This window comes from Paenibacillus sp. TY11, from assembly GCF_059772165.1.
This window is the reverse complement of record NZ_JCBAIQ010000006.1, coordinates 96,671-113,633: the sequence shown is the minus strand read 5'-3', so window position 1 is coordinate 113,633 and position 16,963 is coordinate 96,671. Positions and strand designations below refer to the sequence as shown.

Genomic DNA, 16,963 nt, shown 5'->3' with positions numbered 1-16,963 from the left:
TCCTATAGTTTGAAAAAAAAGAGACAAAGAGCGCAAATATAGCGCTCCTTGCCTCTCTTTGTCATATATGAAAACCAAAAACGAGATAATAAAATTAGATTAGCGACGTGGTGCCAATGCGTGGATCGGATGACCCAGCACGACTTCCGCTGCTTCCATAACGATTTCGCCCAATGTAGGGTGAGCATGAATAGTCAAGGAGATATCTTCGAGTGTAGCACCCATTTCAATCGCCAGACCCAGCTCAGCAATAAGGTTGGAAGCTTCCAGACCTACGATTTGTGTGCCCAGTACAAGACCTGTATCAGCGTCAGCTACGATTTTTACAAAGCCTTCAGCAGCGTTCAGGGAAACGGCACGACCGTTTGCTCCATAAGAGAACTTGCCAACTTTGACATTGTAGCCTTTTTCTTTAGCTTCTGTCTCTGTGTAGCCTACGCTGGAGCATTCTGGGTCTGTGAAAACGACAGCTGGCATACATTTGTAATCAACTACAGACGGCTCGCCTGCGATTGCTTCAGCTGCCACTTTACCTTCGTAAGAAGCTTTGTGCGCCAGAGCAAGACCAGCTACGATATCGCCGATTGCAAAGATGTGAGGAATGCTAGTACGTCCTTGGTGGTCAACTTTCACCATTCCGCGTTCATCCAGTTCTACACCGATCAGATCCAGACCCAGTTCACCGTCTGTGTTTGGACGACGTCCAACAGTTACAAGCAGATAATCAGCAGTTACTTCTTTGCTTTCGCCGTTAACGGAGAATTTCACCGTTACGTCTTTATCTGTTTGCTCTGCACTTTCCGCTTTAGCGCCAGTGAAGATTTCGATGCCAGTTTTCTTCATGCTTTTCGCAACGATCGAAGTCATATCTTTGTCGAAACCAGGAAGCACTGTATCCATACCTTCAATAATCGTTACTTTGGAACCGAATTTGGAGTACATTTGTCCAAGCTCTGCACCAATGTATCCACCACCGATTACGATCAGGCTTTTCGGAATTTCAGGCAGGTTCAATGCTTCTGTAGAAGACAGAATGCGTCCGCCAAATGGGAATGGTTTCAGTTCGATTGGACGGGAACCTGTTGCGATAATTGCATTTTTAAAACGGTAACGTGGTGATTCATGTTCGTTGAATACACGCGCTTCGTTTTCGTTGATGAACATGCACTCACCATTGAAAACTTCAACTTTGTTGCCTTTGAGCAAGCCACTTACGCCGCCTGTCATTTTCTTAACAACGCCGTTTTTGAATTCTTGTGTTTTAGCGAAGTCCACTTTTACATTTTCAGCCGAAATACCGAAAGACTCGCCATGTTTAGCTGCTTCGTATTGATGAGCGGCAGAGATCAAAGCTTTGGATGGAATACATCCACGGTTCAGACAGACACCGCCCAGCTCAGATTTGTCAACGATCAATACGCTTTGTCCCAATTGTGCGGCACGGATGGCAGCTACATAGCCGCCAGGACCCGCACCGATAACCAATGTGTCAATATCCAGAGAAGCGTCTCCTACTACCATTGATTACACCTCCATAACAAGCAGCTCAGGGTTAGCGAGCAGCTGTTTGATATAGTTCATGAAGTTTTGAGCAGTTGCACCGTCAATAATACGGTGGTCAAAGCTCAGGGAAAGAGCCATTACTGGAGCGGCAACAATTTCGCCGTTTTTCACGACTGCTTTTTCACTGATGCGGCCAGTACCCAAGATCGCAACTTCAGGGAAGTTGATGATTGGAGTAAAGAACATACCGCCTGCAGAACCGATGTTAGTGATGGAAATTGTGCTTCCTCTCATTTCGTTCGCAGCCAATTTTCCATCACGACCGCGCACAGCCAGATCACGAATGGAATCAGCAATCATCCAGATACTCTTACGATCAGCATCTTTGATAACAGGAACGATCAAGCCGTTGTCTGTATCTGTAGCGATACCGATATTGTAGTATTTTTTGTAGACGATTTCGTTTGCTTCTTCGTCGATCGAGGCATTCAGAGCCGGGAATTGACGGGAAGCAGCCACCAAAGCTTTTACGATGAATGGCAGGTATGTTACTTTTGTGCCTTTCTTCTCAGCAATTGGTTTGATACGAGTACGGAAAGCAACCAGTTCAGTTACATCCACTTCATCCATAATCGTAACGTGTGGAGCTGTATAAGCCGATTTAACCATAGCATTGGAAATAGCTTTGCGGATACCTTTAAATGGTACGCGTTCTTCCTCAGCACGTGGATCTACTGCTGGTGCAGATGGTGTTGCAGCTTTCGCTTCTTTCTTAGCAGGCTCTTGTGCTTTTGCAGCTTCTTTCGCTACTGGTGCAGCCGCTTGACCTCCACCATTTTTGAAAGCTTCTACATCTTCTTTGGTGATTTTACCATTTTTGCCGGAGCCACTCACTTGAGCGATGTTTACACCTTGCTCACGAGCAAATTTGCGGACGCTAGGTGTAGCCAGTACGTCTTTGTTAGAAGCAGCAGGTCTTGCAGCTGGTTTAGTGTTAGCTCCGCCTTTTGCAGCATCCTCTTCTTGTTTCACAGCAGCTGGTGCTTCTTCTTGTTCAGGAAGCTCACCCTCTGCAGCGATTACAGCCACAACTTGACCTACGTTAAAGATGTCACCGTCTTTGGCAAATACTTCTTGAACCGTACCATTGACTGGACAAGGAACTTCAACTACAGCCTTATCGTTTTGTACTTCCATGATGATATCTTCATCTGTTACTTTGTCGCCGGGCTTGATGTGCATCTTGATGATTTCGCCTTCGTGAAGACCTTCACCCAGCTCTGGGAATTTATATTCAAATCTAGCTGTACCTGCAGCTCCTCCTTGTGCAGCAGCACTTGGCTCAGGGCTAGCAGCTGGTGCTTCCGGTGCATCTTCTTGTTCAGGGAGTTCACCTTCTGCATCAATTACAGCTACGACTTGACCTACGTTAAAGATGTCGCCGTCTTTGGCAAATACTTCTTGTACTGTACCATTAACCGGACAAGGAACTTCAACTACAGCCTTATCGTTTTGTACTTCCATGATGATATCTTCATCTGTTACTTTGTCGCCGGGCTTGATGTGCATCTTGATGATTTCGCCTTCGTGAAGACCTTCACCTAGCTCCGGGAATTTATATTCAAATTTAGCCACGTTTAAAACCTCCCAAATTTACGGTGTGCTTTAATTAAAATTCCAATACTTTATTAACCGCATCAATGATACGTGTTGGCGTTGGCAGCCAAGTATCTTCAATTTGAGCAAAAGGATAAACGGTATCCGGACCTGCTACACGCAGAACGGGTGCTTCCAGATGCAGGATTGCTTTTTCGTTAATTTGTGCAATAACTTCAGCAGCTACACCGGAGCTCTTTTGCGCTTCTTGAACAACGATGGCACGATTGGTTTTTTGAATAGAAGCAACAACGGTATCAATGTCAATCGGGCTAATGGTACGCAAATCAATGATTTCTACTTTGATACCTTTTGTTTTTTCCAGCTCATCAGCAGCTTTAATCGAAGTGTGTACCATCATACCGTAAGTAATGATCGTTACATCGGAACCTTCACGAACTACATTAGCTTTGCCCAGTTCAACTGTGTAATCATTCTCAGGAACTTCAGCGCGGAATGCATGATACAAGTTCAAATGCTCCATGAAAAATACTGGATCGTTATCGCGAATAGACGCGATCATAAGACCTTTTGCATCGTAAGGGTTGGAAGGAACAACAACCTTGATACCAGGTGTTTGAGCCAGAAGACCTTCCAAGGAATCTGTATGCAGCTCGGCTGCCTTAACACCGCCACCAAAAGGTGTACGGAATACGATTGGAGAATTGTAACGTCCACCGGAACGGTAACGCATACGTGATGCTTGAATTGCCATTTGATCGAGTGCTTCAAAGATAAAGCCTACGAACTGGATTTCAGCTACAGGGCGGAAGCCTTGAATACCCAGACCCACAGCAAGACCCCCGATTGCGGATTCCGCCAGCGGAGTATCGAATACACGTTCTTCGCCAAATTCTTTTTGCAGACCTTCTGTAGCGCGGAATACGCCACCTACATGACCTACGTCTTCACCGAAAAGCAGGACGTTAGGGTCGCGTTTCAACTCTACGCGCAGTGCGTCACGAATCGCTTCTTTCATGTTCATTTGTGCCATTTGCTTCATTTCCTCCTTAAACATTGACAGATCAATTTCAGTTCAGGTCAATCGAAAAGCAGACCGGATCGGGTTACCGCCCGGTCTCTTTCAAGTTCAATTATTTAAAATCAGCTTTTTGTTCTTCCAAGTGCTTAGGCGTTGTTTCGAACATGCTATCGATCAGGCCAGGAATTGTCATTTTTTCTGTTTTCTCGGCTTTCTTGATCTCTTCGTTCACTTTTGCCTTAGCTTCTTCTTTTACGCGAGCTGTATCTTCTTCAGTCCAAAGACCTTTTTTCTCAAGGTATTTCGCAAAGCGGGCAATTGGATCTTTCGCATTCCATTCGCCTTCTTCTTCTTTAGAACGATATTTCGTTGCATCATCAGAAAGGGAATGCGGACGGAAACGGTACGTTACGGCTTCAATCAACGTAGCACCTTCGCCATTACGTCCACGCTCTGCAGCTTCTTGAACGGCTTTAATAACTGCAAGCACGTCCATGCCGTCAATTTTCACGCCTTTAATACCAGCAGCTACTGCTTTATGAGCGATCGAAAGAGCAGCCGTTTGTTTTGAAAATGGAGTCGTGATCGCGTATCCATTGTTTTGCACAAAGAAAATAACTGGCAACTTGTATACACCAGCATAGTTCAGGCCTTCGTAAAAATCACCTTCGGAAGAACCGCCGTCACCTGTATATGTAATGGCGACTTGTTTTTGCTTTTTCAGTTTGTAACCCATTGCAATACCCATAGCATGCAAAATTTGCGCACCAATGATGATTTGCGGCATCAGTACATTAACACCGTCCGGCACTTGGCCGCCGTGTTGATGACCACGGGAATACAAGAAAGCTTGGTATAATGGCAGGCCATGCCAAACGATTTGCGGAATATCGCGGTAGCCTGGAGCAATAAAGTCTTCTTTTTGGAGCGCATATTCGCTACCAATCATGGTTGCTTCTTGTCCGGATACCGGAGCGTAGAAACCGAGACGTCCTTGACGGCCTAAATTAACGGCACGGTCATCCCAAGTACGTGTAAATACCATTCGATACATAATTTCTTTCAATTGATCATCTGTAAGTTTAGGCAACATATCTTTATTGATAATTTCACCATCAGGAGAAAGTACGGACAGCGCCTCAACTTCCTCTGTGTAAACTTCATAAGGAACCTTGCTCATTTTCTTCACCTCAACAAAAAAATTTGAATATCAAGTTCCGCTGTTATAGGATTATTATACACCTGTTATATCGCTCGCGTCAAAGATTTAGTTATTTTTTTTGAGTTTGCCACATTTTTGTGTGTGTAACAGGGTATGTTTTTTACTGTAACAGCTTAGTACATGATTGAAATTTTAAACATCTATTGCAATCAGGGTAATCTTAACTTATTGTGATCCCGAATGCAAAATAATACCCAAGAAAGGTGACGAAAAATGACGGATTCTCGGTATTTAAAACGAACCATCCTTAAAGACGAAGTAGACAGCCGCTTTCTTGGCGAGACCAGAACTCTCCGGATTTATTTGCCGCCCGGCTATAATGAAATATTGAGCTACCCGGTCGTATACTGTCAGGACGGAGAAGAATTTTTCAATTTTGGGCGCATTGCAACTCACGCAAACCGTCTCATTCTGGATGAAGGCGTCGAACCCTTCATTATTGTAGGCGTGGAAGTGAACACCAAAATCAGAACTCAGGAGTATGCTCCCTTTGGCAATCGTTTTGAGGCGTACACTGCCTGTTTTGCAGAAGAGATTATTCCCTATGTGGAACAAAAGTATCCTATAAGAAAAGATGCAGCGTCCCGCATTCTGGCTGGGGATTCACTGGGAGGCAGTGTGTCTCTGCATTTGGCTTTGTTGTATCCTCAGCTGTTCAACCGCATTATTAGCCTCTCAGGTGCTTACTATGAAGCTTCGCAGGAAATCATCGCCCGTGAGAAAGATCTATCACATCTCCGGGTGTGGATGACGGTTGGTCTTCAGGAAGATGCATTTGAGAGTGATACTGGCATTTACAACTTTGTAGAGCTTAACCGTCTATGCGCAGATTTGCTGCGCGAACGGAACGCCGAAGTTTCTTACCGTGAAAAGGATGGCAAACATTTGTGGGGCTTTTGGCAAAACGAGCTGCCTGACGCGCTAATGTATTTTTTGGATCGCGCCTGAGTAAAAATTCTCCCAGGCTGCAAAAACTATGGGGAATGGAGCATTGACCGGACTAGGTCATGAAACTCCTTCCTCTTTGTTTTATAAGTTGGTTGCGCTTTCAAAATTATATAACGAAAAACGGCAATTATTGCCGCCTTCTGTCGTTCACATTATAGCTTTTCTTCTATGATCTTGTCCAGCAAGGCATCGCACCCTGCGTCCATTAATCGATAGGTCTCTTCAAAATTCCCAGTAAAATACGGGTCGGGTACTTCTCTCAGCTTTTCTTGAGGTAGCAAATCCATGAATTTTAGAATATCAGCATCCGCTCCACCTGCAAGCTTACGCATGTTTCGTTCATTGGAATCATCCATGCACACGATATAATCAAACGCGTCAAAATCACGGCCCGTTATTTGCCGCGCCTGTATGCCTTGTTCGCTAATTCCGTGCAGTTTAAGTTGCTTTAGCGTTCCCTCATGCGGGGGATTTCCGATATGCCAGTCGCCTGTCCCGGCCGAGTCCACCTGTATTTCTGCGCCTAATCCCCGTTCCTGCGCTTTATGTCTCAGTATCGCCTCCCCCATGGGAGAGCGGCAAATATTGCCCAAACACACAAACAAAACGTTAATCATTTCGTTCTCCTTCCTATTTCACGTTACACTTCCTTTTTCTGTTCCATTGTAGCCGTGTCCTCCAAAATTGTGCAAGCCATATTTAACGCGGTATACTTAAAAGCTGATGGACATTTAGACCGTATGACAGAAAGAAAGGATGTTGGATATGACGAAAAAACGAGCCATTGTATTTTCAGGCGGTCGTCTTAATGAAGAAGATTTACAACAAATACAACCCGAAGATTTTATTATAGGTGCCGATAAGGGTGCTCTTTTCCTGATTGAACACGGTATTACACCACATGTCTCTGTAGGAGACTTTGATTCGATAACACCAGAGGAAAAAGAACAGGTAGAATCAGCAAGCCAACGTATGATTGCATGCGATCCAGTTCTTAAGGACCTAACAGATACTGAGCTTGCGTTGGAAATCGCTATGGACGAACAGGCAGATCATGTACTCATGCTTGGTGTGACTGGCACCCGGATGGACCATACACTGGCTAATGTTCAAATATTGGTACGCGCAATGCAGCATCACATTAGCTGCGCTATTATGGACGCACATAATTATATTGAGCTCACCGGATCAACGTTGGAGATCAAGCCTATGGGCTATACATATACATCGCTGCTTCCTATGACCGCTGAAGTAACAGGTATACACCTGGAAGGATTTATGTACCCGTTGCATAATGCTACCCTCAAAATGGGACAATCGCGTGGTGTCAGCAATAAGCTAACGGCTTCAAAAGGTACGATTTCCATCGAAAGCGGCCTACTGCTCGTTATTCAAAGCAAGGATTAATTATGACATTGTTGTAACTATTATAAAAGTTGTTTTTTCGCTCAAAATCCTTGATTCACAAGAGTTTTTTTCATTTATTCAGATCCATGAAGCGATATATTTTTTACAAATTGTAATTTTTAATCGTTTTTTAATAATCGCTATGTAAGCCTTGCCCTTCAAGGATTTGAGAGTGCTTTTCCAACTATTAGGCGGCTTCAAAACTGTTATACTCAACGCTGTCAGTTAGTTAGCAACTCAGCAAAATATTGCACAAATCAATTTCTGGAGGTACTTACAACATGAATATGCAGAAAATCATAAAAAAGGTAATTATCGCAGGTGTCGCAGCCACTATCGGCTTTGGTACTTTTGCAATTGAGGGAACAAATACGGCACAAGCTGCCACTACTACTTCAGTAGGCCAAAAAGTAATTAACTACGGCGAAAAGTATATGGGAACTCCTTATAAGTTTGGAGCTTCCACAAGCACTACGCGCAATTTTGACTGTTCTTCTTTCATGAAGCACATATTCAAGAAATACGGAGTGAATTTGCCGCGTACTTCTGTTCAACAGTCCAAAGTCGGACATGCTGTATCCAAGTCAAATTTAAAAAAAGGTGACTTAGTGTTCTTTTCAAGCGGTAGCCGTGCCACAGGTCGCAACATTACCCATGTAGCAGTCTATATGGGCGGGGGTAAAATTTTACACACTTACGGCAGACCTGGCGTGACCATCTCTGATTTGAACTCCGGCACCTGGAAAAAAACATACATTAAAGCACGTCGCGTGCTATAGTATGGAACTCATTTGAAATATGCAAGCCGGGACGAACAGTTCCCGGCTTTTTATATGCCTCTATGTTATTCTGCTTCAAGTGGTGTTCTGAGTGAATAGCCAATACCTCGTTCCGTACGAATCATTTTAAACTTATACCCCTTATCTACTTTAACCCTCAAATGCCTGATATACACGTCTACTACGTTCGTATCTACGATATAATCATGTTTCCAAACATCCTTCAAAATTTGCTGCCTGCTACAAACTTGGTTGAGATGTATCGCCAGATGAAGCAAAAGCTCGAATTCTTTCGGAGTTAATTCCAGTTTTTGTCCCCCTCTGCTCACCATTCTGCTTGCATTGTCTATATGTAAATCACCCGCCTCGATTGTCCTTTTCACATCACGTTCAACGCCAAAAATTCGCAATAAATTAGCTACTCTAGCCTGAAAAACTCTAGGATAAAAGGGCAGAACGATCACATCATGTGCTCCTTGTTCAAAGCAGGAAACAACATGTCCCTCCTCATCTGATGAAGTCATTGCAAATAGCGGGATATGAGGATGGTTTTGCTGCAATGTGCGAATCAAGCCTTGGGTATCCGCCTGTTCATCTTCTATGTTCAGGAGTAGCAAATTCACAGGATTGTGGGCTGCATAAGAGCTAGCATCCGATGTATTGCGAACATGAACCACCTGATAACCTGCCTGCTCCAATGGACGAACAAATACAGCAGACGCTTCATTTTCATCCACAAGTAAAATTAACGGGCTCATCTTTTCACCCACCTGGTTTGGACATAGCATTACATATTGGATACGAACAAGTTTGTTATAAGCTAAAATCATTTTTATATATTGTAACAAAAAAGCAGAAAATCATTCTCCAAAGAATGACTTTCTGCTTCTATGGTTCAGCCCAAATAGCGATGATACAGACTTCTTGCTTTTGCCACGTCCCTTGTCCCGTGGATCAACGCTCTGCCATCTGCAAAAACAACCAAGCGATGCTCGTTCGTACTAAAGGAAACCAGAAACGGATTCCGCTCTACTTTTCCCTCCCCCAAAGAAGCAAATCTATCTGCTGTTTCTTCAAGATTCAGATGTGTCGGGTTTGCTGGTCTAATTTGAACGGTATCCCTGCCGCACAAAACATCAGTTTTCTGCCGATGAGAGACCGACAAATAGGGATACGTCGGTTGGCTGCCGCAAGAAGGACAGTTCGCCTTTTTAACGCTATCTACTGCTATTGCTACATACTCATTTTTCCACAAATCAAACGAAAGCAGCTTTCCTCTCAAATCTTCCGTATATCCACCAAGAAGTTTGAAAGCTTCCGTAGTCTGGTTAGCCGTGACCATCTGTACTGCCTGCGGAATAATCCCGGCGGTATCACAGGTTTCCCCTCCAAGAGGCAAAGTTCCCAGCAAACAGTGAAGACAAGGTGTTTGACCTGGTAAAATGGTGTAGGTTACACCATAGCTGCCCACACACCCCCCATAAATCCAAGGAATGCGATGCTTTAGTGCCATGTCGTTCATAAGAAGTCGGGTATCGAAATTATCGGTTGCATCCATCATGAGATCTACCCCCTGGATCAACTCTTCCAGCTCTTCTACCCCAACATCCAGTACATGTGCATGTATGACCGTTTCCGAATTAATATCCTTTAATCTTCGCTGGGCAGCGACTGCTTTGGGACATCTTTGCGCAGCATCACTTTCCTGAAAAAGCTGCTGGCGCTGCAAATTACTCCATTCCACATAGTCCCTGTCTACGAGGCTTACCGTACCTATACCTCCACGAACGAGCGTTTCCGCTATGCCTGTACCCAGCGCTCCGACACCTATGATTAGTACGTGAGAGGATGCAAGCCGGCGTTGTCCTGTCGGTCCAAAGGGTGTGAATCTTTCCTGTCTGGAATAACGGTCACTTTGTTGTGGTCCAGCACCTTTTTTTTCAGTTATCTTCATGCCTGAACCATGCCTTCTGTTGGACTGCTTGCTGAAGCATAACGTTTTACAGGAATCATACCGGCCTCAAAACCATATCTGCCAGCACGAACAGCCAGTTTCATGGCCTCGGCCATTTTCACAGGGTCCTTCGCTCCCGAGACGGCTGTGTTCAGGAGAACAGCATCTGCCCCCATCTGCATCGCCATTGCCGCGTCACCGGGTGAGCGAATACCCGCATCGACTATAACCGGAACTTCCGCTTGTTCAATAATTAGCTCTAATGAAAACGGATTGAGCAAACCATGTCCTGTACCAATCGGTGAAGCTCCGGGCATAACGGCATGTACTCCAAGCTCTTGCAACCTCTTCGCTAGAATTACATCATCCGATATGTAGGGCAGCACGATAAAGCCTTGCTCCAACAGTTTTTCACTAGCTTTCAACGTTTCAAAAGGGTCGGGCAGCAGCGTCTTGCTATCCCCAATAACTTCCACCTTAATCATATCGCACAGACCGGAGGCTTTTGCCAATTGAGCAATACGAATCGCCTCCTCTGCTGTTGTAGCTCCTGCTGTGTTGGGAAGAAGTGTATACCGACTCAAATCCAGCGTATCGAGAAAATGCTGCTTATCCCGTTCCTCCAAATTCAATCTCCGCACAGCAAACGTTAATATTTCCGTCTCAGCAGCCTCTACGGCTTGGGATTGGATATCCAGATCAGAGAATTTTCCTGTTCCCAACAACAGCCTCGAGGTAAAAGATGCTTTTCCAATGGTTAACATGATCAACCGCCTCCCACAAAATGTACAATTTCTAGGCAATCTCCATCTTTCAGTACCGCTTCATCATGATCTTCACGGGTCAATATATGCCGATTCAGCTCCACCACTACGGTTTTCACCTTTACATCAAGCTCATGCAGCAATTGATCCACATGAGTGATTCGATTAGAAAAGGTCATGTTCTGGCCGTTAATCGTCAGCTTCATAAGCTTTCCTCCTTTAGGAGCTCAGAAGAAAATCTGCTTATTCCAAGTTCAGCCGCAGCAGCCCCTTTAAGCATAGCTGCCATCGCACGTCCGGTAGCATCACTCAACAGGACACCGTTGCGATAATGCCCGACTGCAGCATATAAGCCCTTTGCCCCAGGAACAGGGCCAATGAAAGGATGCCCCGATGCTGCCTGCGGACGTAAGCCCGCCCAAGCGCGTATAAAAGAAGCTTCACGGACGCGCGGTAGCCAGGCAGAGGCACGTACCAGCAGCCCCTCCAAGCCTCCTACGGTCACCTCTTTGTCATATTGAAGCGGAAGGCTCGTTGCCCCAATCCAAAGCTCGTTATTCTGTTTAGGCACGAGGTAAATATCATCGGTATAAATGGTATATTCCAGCGGATGATCCTTTAAGGAGACTGCTACCGCTTCGCCCTTGACCGGATAAAGTGGATAATCAAACCCAACCTGCTCTAGCAATTTCATGCTATCCAAGCCTCCGGCAATAATGACCTGATCGCAGGAAAAAAATCCACTATCTGTTCGTACACCGCAAACTCGACCATCCTGTATGACCAGTTGCTCTGCTTGGGTACCAGACCATACCGTTGCTCCCAGCACCGCAGCTGCTCCCGCATAAGCACGGCAAAGCTGGACAGGGGCCACTTGTGTCTCCTTTGAACGATATATAGCCCCGATCGCTTGATCATCCAAACCCGGAATCCGTCGGGCCAACTCCCTGGCATCCCACCACATAGGACGATCATCCTCACGCATATTAGCAGCTTTCCAGCGTTTTTGACCCTCAGCTTCCGAACGGAAAGGGGTCACAAATCCTTCTGTACGGAATTCCACTGATATACCGGACAAACGCTCCAGGTCACAGACAAGCTCAGGGAATGCATCTCGACTTGTGTGAGCAAATCGTGCCATCTCAGGGTTGGTGAACTCTTCGCTTTCCGCTGCCAGCATTCCAACCGCTGCTCCTGAGGCTCCCTCACCCGGGATCAATCGTTCCAGCATGATCGTACTTCGTCCCTCCTTAGCCACATGATAAGCAATGGAACTGCCGATGACACCTCCACCTATGACCAAGCATTCAGCGTGTCCTATCGCTTTTGTCTCTGTGTGTATCTTTAGCATTTGTTCCGTGTCTCCTCTCCATAAACCATTCTGCTTTCAGCTTTCTTCTAATCTCGTTTCCCAGCTACAAGCTGTGAACTACAAGATCTGCCATTCGCCTATATTCCATCGCAGCTGCAACTTGTGACTCGGCCTCCCATATACCAGACATCACCGCAATTCCGCTTGCTCCTGCAATATACAGCTCCGGAATATGGTGCGGTTGTATGCCGCCCAGCGCAATCACAGGAATGTTCGACAGCCTGCATATGTGCTCAAGCTGTACTATCCCCCGTGGTACAACACCGGGCTTACAATGGGTCTCATATACATGACCATAGAGTACATAGTCCGCTCCTGCCCGTTCGGCAGTCTGCGCCTCCTCCAAGGAATGTACAGACACTCCACAGCGTGTACCCTTTGGAAGTAGGCTTTTCACATCCACAACAGGCAATCCATTAGCTGGTAGCTGGACAGCTCCGGCCAAGGTAAGTAAAGCTACATCCACACGGTCATTTACTACAATTTGCTGCAAAGGAACTTCTTGTTCCACCATGCTGCGAGTCAAAGAAAGCAATGCAGAGGCACCCTTCTGCTTCAAACGTGCGTGTACATAATGAACATACGGACAAATAGCAGCAGCCACTTGGACCGCTTGTGCAAGAGTGCCCTTTTCCATCGTAATTGCGTGTAATTCGATCTTATCTTCACCTCACATTGGACTAATGGATCTAAGCTTAACCAGCCACGTTTACCAGCAGTAATGAAAGGGGATTGTATGTGAATCCGTCTACGGTAGCTCGAACAAATTAAAATGAACGAAACGTAAAAAACCACTTCCCCAAAGGAAGTGGTTTAACGAACGTCCAATAATCGAACGGATAATTATATCCGTATACGTATATCGTCCCACGCACAAACAAAAGTAAAGATGATGTTACCTTGTTTGTACGGCGCTCACTTCCCTACGCTGGCATAACCCAGATCAGGTGCAAAGGGTCCGAAATCCATTTATTCCGTCTCAGCCGCATGGGCGGCTCCCCTAGTGTGACTATTTTATTGTATCAGCTAAAGATAGCTTAGCATATTTTTCTAATTCTGCAAACCCCACTTCGTGTGAAATATGCTTGAACTGGATTTTAGTTGATTTTAATTAACTTTACTGGACCACTCTTCCACATTCCACGTTTTGGTTACCCAATCCTCGTAAAAGTCCGGTTCGTGAGATACAAGCAATACGGTCCCTTTGTATTCCTTCAAGGCACGTTTCAGCTCATCCTTTGCTTTGACATCCAAGTGGTTGGTAGGCTCATCGAACAGTACCCAGTTGCTTTCACGCATTAACAGTTTGCAAAGACGGACTTTGGCCTGTTCTCCACCACTGAGCGCAGATAGCGGACGCGTGATATGCTCATTCTTCAAACCGCAGCGCGCCAAATGCGCTCGTACTTCATGCTGGTTCAAATGCGGGAATTCATTCCACACATCGTCAATCGGTGTAATTTTCTCCGCCTTTACTTCCTGCTCAAAATAAGCGGGCTGCAAAAAATCACCTTGATAGGTTTTACCGCTGATTGGTGGAATTTTTCCCAGAATGGTTTTGAGCAATGTCGATTTACCGACTCCGTTGTAGCCGACAATTGCAATCTTTTCGCCACGTTCAATCGTCATGGACATTTTAGGCAAAAGGGCATGTGTATAACCAATCTCAAAATCAATACCCTCAAATACCGTCTTTCCGCTCGCACGTGCTTCTTTGAATTGAAAGGTTGGCTTCGCGGCTTCTTCAGGCTTATCAATACGTTCGATCCGATTAAGTTGCTTTTCACGGCTCTTTGCTCGGCCTGATGTAGATGCACGCGCTTTATTACGCTGAATAAAATCTTCCTGTTTCTTAATAAAGTCCTGTTGCTTCTCATAAGCATCAATATGCTGAGCTTTGTTCAGATCCGCCATTTCAAGAAACTTTTCATAGTTAGCTGAATAACGGGTCATCTTGGCAAATTCAAGATGGTAAATAACATTAACGACCTGGTTCATAAATTCAGTATCATGTGAAATAAGGATAAAAGCATAGGGATAATCCTTCAAATATCGCGTAAGCCATTCAATATGCTCTACATCCAAATAGTTGGTAGGCTCATCCAGCAGCAATACATTTGGCTTTTCCAACAGCAACTTAGCAAGAAGCACCTTTGTCCGTTGCCCACCGCTAAGTGCAGATACATCCCGATCCAGTCCTATGGCTGAGAGACCCAGTCCGTTCGCCATTTCTTCAACCTTCACATCAATGAGGTAAAAATCCCCCATATCCAGTTGCTCTTGAATTTCACCCATCTGTTCCAGCAGCACTTCCAACTCTTCGGGAGAAGCATCCCCCATTTTGTCAGTAATCTGCATCAATTCCTTTTCCAGTTCCAATAAAGGAAGAAAAGCATCTTTCAATACATCACGTACCGTTTTGCCTGGTGTCAGCTTAGTGTGCTGATCCAGATAGCCATAACGTACACGTGGAGTCCATTCTACTTTACCCTCATCCTTAAGCAATTTTCCAGTCAGGATGTTCATGAGTGTCGATTTACCGACACCGTTCGCTCCTACCAAACCTACACGTTCCCCCGCAAGCAATCGAAAGGAAACATTTTTAAATAATGCGCGGTCCCCAAAGTTGTGGGATACATTTTCTACAGTCAATAAACTCATAAGCTGTTTTTGGCTCCTTATTGTAATCGGCGTTGCCGACTGTTCTTATTTCATATGCATTTCGTTTCTTTCAAAGTTTTATTGTAGCACATCCAGCAACCTTATCGGAATATTGAAAACAGCGAATTTTAAAGTTTTTAATATGGATCTGCCTAAAAAAAGAAAAACCACCCGTTAGAGTGATTATTTTAAGCCATTATAACATTTGTACTCGAAGTACCCCTCAGCTGCAGCAGATTTTTCATCCGTAAAACGTTCACTCGCTTTAAAGGGAGCTGGACATGAATCTCTATAAAAATATTTCATTCCAGTATCTGGTTCTACGCCACCGATAATGGCTTGCTTTCTGACGACTCTGCCACCAGCAAACCCATAGTTATTGTAATACCTGTCTCCGACCGGAATGCCTTGGATAAACGCGATCAGACCCACATCATCTACCGTGTTGTACCACTCCTCTTGCGGAATGATCGGTAGTGTGAATGTATAGGATATGCCGTTACGTGCAGCTTTTTCGTTATGGACATTAATAATTCGCGCCAGGTCCTCTTGAACGCTGCCAACAATGGTGGAACGACGTATTTGCTCAAAAGTTTCTGAATTATTCAGTAAAGATATGGGGGTCTGACCCTGAAGTTCCTTTTGAAAGCCCTCCAGCCACCTGTGATTCCGCGCATCATATGCGTGCACATAATTATCCAAGGTGAACCCTACACTATTGCCTACTGAATCAACATAGGCATAGGGCTTTTTTTCGCTCCATTTGGGGCCAATGGCAGCTTGCCCATGCTCGTCTTTATACGTTTCTGAAGCGAACGTATAATAACCGTCATAATCCAGAATCACAATGGCTGGTATGTAATCCAATAATGCGCGTTGTGCTACTGTATCCCCTTCAATGCCTACATTAAGAAAAAGGGTGTGCAAGAATGTGTCCAGCGCTTCTTCTTTATCTACACGAAAAAACTTATCCGATCCGTATCCGGCCTCGCGTTCCTGACGTTCATTCTGTGAGAGCACAACACCTGCATCCTGAACTGCGGTACGGAGAGCCGACGTATATTTCATTTCTAGCTGCTGCACTTCACGCTGATTCTGCACCCGTAAGTCACAAACTACACCAAAGGGCAAAAACAGCAGTATAAATATAACTGCAAAATCAGTAATCTTCATTCAGAACCATGCCCCCGTAAGAAGCCGTAACTGCCGGCTTTCCGCTATCTGCCCCACCCAGAAGCCATGATTTGTACAAATCCGCAGGAGTCCGATTCGTATTATTTAATCGTACCGTAAAATAATCCCCGGCCATCAAGGTATACTGACGTGTCTGATGTGACTTTGGCTGCCGATCCTCAGGAAACAGTACAGGCAAGATTTGCGGATTATAGTACCCATCATATACAGTTTCATAATTGTCCAGAAAACTGTCTGGCTTCGCGGCATCTGCATAGTCCGGTACATATTTTTTGTGCATATGCTCCAAATCAACTTCGTACGTATTGCCTGTCAATTCCAAATCACGCATAAAATCGTTATACATCGTCGGTGTAATGTAACCTTTGGTTCTTACCATATCAACAAAACGTACAGTTGAATGATATGCATTTAACCCGGATATATCATCCTGCCGTTCAGCAGCTTGAGCTGCGGGTACGATGTACAAAAGCAATACAGCGAGCAGCGCCCCCAACAACTTGGATATTGTTTGAACCACT

Annotated in this window: 17 protein-coding genes and 1 riboswitch; of the genes, 3 read left to right on the top strand and 14 right to left on the bottom strand. The window is 45.0% G+C overall.

The window, feature by feature from the left end; translation table 11 throughout:
- Positions 1–99: 99 nt before the first annotated feature.
- The 4 genes from lpdA to pdhA form a co-directional block, all read right to left on the bottom strand.
- A complete protein-coding gene (gene lpdA / locus AC6EJC_RS08150; RefSeq protein ID WP_444953515.1) occupies positions 100–1,521 on the bottom strand; it encodes a dihydrolipoyl dehydrogenase in 1,422 nt (473 codons plus the stop codon).
- Positions 1,522–1,524: 3 nt separating this feature from the next.
- On the bottom strand, positions 1,525–3,138 hold the full coding sequence (locus tag AC6EJC_RS08145) for a 2-oxo acid dehydrogenase subunit E2 (protein WP_444953514.1): 1,614 nt from the start codon (positions 3,136–3,138) through the stop codon (positions 1,525–1,527).
- Between the two features lie 34 nt (positions 3,139–3,172).
- Complete coding sequence (locus tag AC6EJC_RS08140) at positions 3,173–4,153, bottom strand: alpha-ketoacid dehydrogenase subunit beta (protein ID WP_013310510.1); 981 nt, start codon at positions 4,151–4,153, stop codon at positions 3,173–3,175.
- Positions 4,154–4,253: 100 nt separating this feature from the next.
- Positions 4,254–5,321 (bottom strand): pyruvate dehydrogenase (acetyl-transferring) E1 component subunit alpha, encoded by a 1,068-nt coding sequence (pdhA, locus tag AC6EJC_RS08135; RefSeq protein WP_013310511.1) that lies wholly within the window; start codon positions 5,319–5,321, stop codon positions 4,254–4,256.
- A gap of 255 nt (positions 5,322–5,576) precedes the next feature.
- Here pdhA and AC6EJC_RS08130 point away from each other — a divergent pair, with 255 nt between their 5' ends.
- A complete protein-coding gene (locus AC6EJC_RS08130) occupies positions 5,577–6,311 on the top strand; it encodes an alpha/beta hydrolase (RefSeq protein ID WP_444953513.1) in 735 nt (244 codons plus the stop codon).
- A gap of 152 nt (positions 6,312–6,463) precedes the next feature.
- Here AC6EJC_RS08130 and AC6EJC_RS08125 read toward each other — a convergent pair whose 3' ends face one another.
- Complete coding sequence (locus tag AC6EJC_RS08125) at positions 6,464–6,928, bottom strand: low molecular weight protein-tyrosine-phosphatase (protein WP_444953512.1); 465 nt, start codon at positions 6,926–6,928, stop codon at positions 6,464–6,466.
- Positions 6,929–7,076: 148 nt separating this feature from the next.
- Here AC6EJC_RS08125 and AC6EJC_RS08120 point away from each other — a divergent pair, with 148 nt between their 5' ends.
- Positions 7,077–7,718 carry a thiamine diphosphokinase gene (locus AC6EJC_RS08120; protein WP_444953511.1) on the top strand — a complete coding sequence of 214 codons (642 nt, stop codon included), beginning with the start codon at positions 7,077–7,079 and terminating at the stop codon, positions 7,716–7,718.
- Positions 7,719–7,999: 281 nt separating this feature from the next.
- Positions 8,000–8,497, top strand: coding sequence for a C40 family peptidase (locus AC6EJC_RS08115; RefSeq protein WP_442436819.1), 498 nt, complete (start codon positions 8,000–8,002; stop codon positions 8,495–8,497).
- Between the two features lie 65 nt (positions 8,498–8,562).
- Here AC6EJC_RS08115 and AC6EJC_RS08110 read toward each other — a convergent pair whose 3' ends face one another.
- From AC6EJC_RS08110 to AC6EJC_RS08070, 9 genes are all read right to left on the bottom strand, one after another.
- The gene (locus AC6EJC_RS08110; RefSeq protein ID WP_444953510.1) at positions 8,563–9,255 is read right to left on the bottom strand and encodes a response regulator transcription factor; all 693 of its coding nucleotides are present in this window, start codon (positions 9,253–9,255) and stop codon (positions 8,563–8,565) included.
- Positions 9,256–9,392: 137 nt separating this feature from the next.
- A complete protein-coding gene (locus AC6EJC_RS08105) occupies positions 9,393–10,451 on the bottom strand; it encodes a ThiF family adenylyltransferase (RefSeq protein ID WP_444953509.1) in 1,059 nt (352 codons plus the stop codon).
- Positions 10,448–11,215, bottom strand: a complete 768-nt coding sequence (locus AC6EJC_RS08100; protein ID WP_444953508.1) for a thiazole synthase — start codon at positions 11,213–11,215, stop codon at positions 10,448–10,450. Before AC6EJC_RS08100 ends, AC6EJC_RS08105 begins: the two co-directional genes overlap by 4 nt.
- 2 nt (positions 11,216–11,217) lie before the next feature.
- Positions 11,218–11,421 carry a sulfur carrier protein ThiS gene (thiS, locus tag AC6EJC_RS08095; protein WP_444953507.1) on the bottom strand — a complete coding sequence of 68 codons (204 nt, stop codon included), beginning with the start codon at positions 11,419–11,421 and terminating at the stop codon, positions 11,218–11,220.
- Positions 11,418–12,566, bottom strand: coding sequence for a glycine oxidase ThiO (gene thiO, locus AC6EJC_RS08090; RefSeq protein ID WP_444953506.1), 1,149 nt, complete (start codon positions 12,564–12,566; stop codon positions 11,418–11,420). The genes thiS and thiO overlap by 4 nt, the downstream gene beginning before the upstream one ends.
- A gap of 64 nt (positions 12,567–12,630) precedes the next feature.
- Positions 12,631–13,224: a thiamine phosphate synthase gene (locus AC6EJC_RS08085; protein ID WP_444953505.1), complete on the bottom strand. Its 594-nt coding sequence runs from the start codon at positions 13,222–13,224 to the stop codon at positions 12,631–12,633.
- Between the two features lie 266 nt (positions 13,225–13,490).
- A riboswitch (TPP riboswitch) is annotated at positions 13,491–13,599 on the bottom strand.
- Between the two features lie 95 nt (positions 13,600–13,694).
- Positions 13,695–15,248 (bottom strand): ABC-F family ATP-binding cassette domain-containing protein, encoded by a 1,554-nt coding sequence (locus AC6EJC_RS08080; RefSeq protein WP_444953504.1) that lies wholly within the window; start codon positions 15,246–15,248, stop codon positions 13,695–13,697.
- A 183-nt stretch (positions 15,249–15,431) separates the two neighbouring features.
- A complete protein-coding gene (locus tag AC6EJC_RS08075; RefSeq protein ID WP_444953503.1) occupies positions 15,432–16,421 on the bottom strand; it encodes a hypothetical protein in 990 nt (329 codons plus the stop codon).
- The gene (locus AC6EJC_RS08070) at positions 16,408–16,962 is read right to left on the bottom strand and encodes a hypothetical protein (protein ID WP_444953502.1); all 555 of its coding nucleotides are present in this window, start codon (positions 16,960–16,962) and stop codon (positions 16,408–16,410) included. Before AC6EJC_RS08070 ends, AC6EJC_RS08075 begins: the two co-directional genes overlap by 14 nt.
- Position 16,963: the final 1 nt, after the last annotated feature.